Below are 1,719 nucleotides of genomic sequence, written 5' to 3'. Positions count from 1 at the left end.
CCCCCCCGGGGGGGGGGGGGGGGGCGCCCACCACGTCTACCGCATGGACTTCAGCCAGATGATCGCGGCCCACATCGCCTCGGGGGCACAGGCGACGGTCGCTGCGATCCGCCAGCCGATCGGCCTCGCCGACCAGTTCGGCGTCATCGAGGTCGACGGGGCCACTCCGGACCACATCCGGGAGTTCCGCGAGAAGCCGAAGGACGCGATCGGCCTCGCCGACGCGCCGCACGAGGTGTTCGCCTCGATGGGCAACTACGTCTTCAACGCCGACGCCCTGATCGAGGCCGTGCTGCGTGACGGAGAACGCACCGACTCGAGCCACGACATGGGCGGGGACATCATTCCCGACTTCGTGTCCCGCGGCGAAGCCGGTGTCTACGACCTCCAGCGCAACGAGGTACCGGGCTCCACCGATCGCGACCGGTACTACTGGCGCGATGTGGGAACCATCGACTCCTTCTTCGAGGCACACCAGGACCTGATCAGCGCGCTCCCGGTCTTCAACCTCTACAACCAGAAGTGGCCGATCTTCAGCCAGCAGCTCAACTCGCCGCCGGCCAAGTTCGTCCGTGACGGGCGTGGTTCGCTCGGCACGATGATCGACTCGATCGTGTCCCTCGGCTGCGTCATCTCCGGCGCCCACATCGAGCGCAGTGTGCTCGGGCCGTGGGTGGCCATCGATTCCGGCGCCCACATCGCGGACTCGATTCTCTTCGACCGGGTGCAGATCCTGCCCGGCGCGACCGTCCGTCGGGCCATCCTCGACAAGAACGTCGTCGTCGCCGCCGGAGCCTCCGTCGGTGTCGACAGGGACCGTGACCTCGCGCGCGGCTTCAGCGTCACCGAGTCCGGCATCACCGTCGTCGGCAAGGGCGTGCACGTACACCCGTGACCCGTCCCACTCGTTTCCTTGTCGTCCTCGATTCCGATTCCACCCTGATTGAAAACGAAGTGATCGAGCTCCTGGCGGATGCTGCGGGCTCGCTCGAACTCGTCGCTGCGGTGACCGAGCAGGCCATGCGCGGTGAGATCGACTTCGCCGAGAGCCTCCGTGCCCGGGTGAAGACCCTCGCCGGGCTGCCGGAGAGCGTCTTCACCGACGTCGGGCTCCTGGTGCGCCCGAGTCCGGGCGTGCACGAGCTCATCGCCGGACTGCATGCCCACGGCAGCAGAATCGGGGTCGTCTCCGGCGGTTTCCACGAAGTGCTCGATCCGCTCGCGGAGAGCCTCGGCATCGACCACTGGCGAGCCAACCGGCTCGAAGTCGTCGGCGGCCACCTCACCGGCAACCTCGTCGGGCCGATCATCGACGCAACCGCGAAGGCGGATACCCTCCAGGAGTGGGCGGCGGAACTCGGCGTCGCGCTCCCCCAGACCGTCGCCGTCGGCGACGGAGCGAACGACCTGAAGATGATGCACGTCGCGGGTCTCGGCATCGCGTTCAACGCGAAGCCTCTCGTGCGGGCACAGGCGGATGTCGCGATCGACATCTGCGACCTCAGCCAGGTCCTGCCCATCCTCGGCCTCCGCGGCTAGCACTTCCACTACAGGCGCCGCCGTGTCCGGTGGACTCTAGTCGCGTCTGGGTGGTCCGGTGAGGACCTGGTGGGCGCGGTGCCTGTTCGGTGGCCGCCAGAGTCGTTGCGGATCGATCAACCCAGGGGCCCGCACTTGCGGTGAGCCCTTCACCATGCGGATCTCCCACCCGGAGGTGTC

Annotated in this window: 2 protein-coding genes; both read left to right on the top strand. The window is 67.9% G+C overall.

The annotated features are described in order from the left end of the window. On the top strand, positions 1-895 hold an 895-nt coding region (locus QN345_RS18710), incomplete at its 5' end, for a sugar phosphate nucleotidyltransferase (protein WP_323509068.1). Further along, positions 892-1,539 (top strand): phosphoserine phosphatase SerB, encoded by a 648-nt coding sequence (gene serB / locus QN345_RS18705; RefSeq protein WP_322189695.1) that lies wholly within the window; start codon positions 892-894, stop codon positions 1,537-1,539. The genes QN345_RS18710 and serB, both read left to right, overlap by 4 nt. The last annotated feature ends 180 nt before the right edge of the window (positions 1,540-1,719 follow it).

Source organism: Cryobacterium sp. 10I1 (assembly GCF_035019805.1).
In the GTDB taxonomy this organism is placed as follows: domain Bacteria; phylum Actinomycetota; class Actinomycetes; order Actinomycetales; family Microbacteriaceae; genus Cryobacterium; species Cryobacterium glucosi.
Note: the sequence above shows the minus strand (reverse complement) of the source record. Positions and strands in the feature narration are given on the sequence as shown.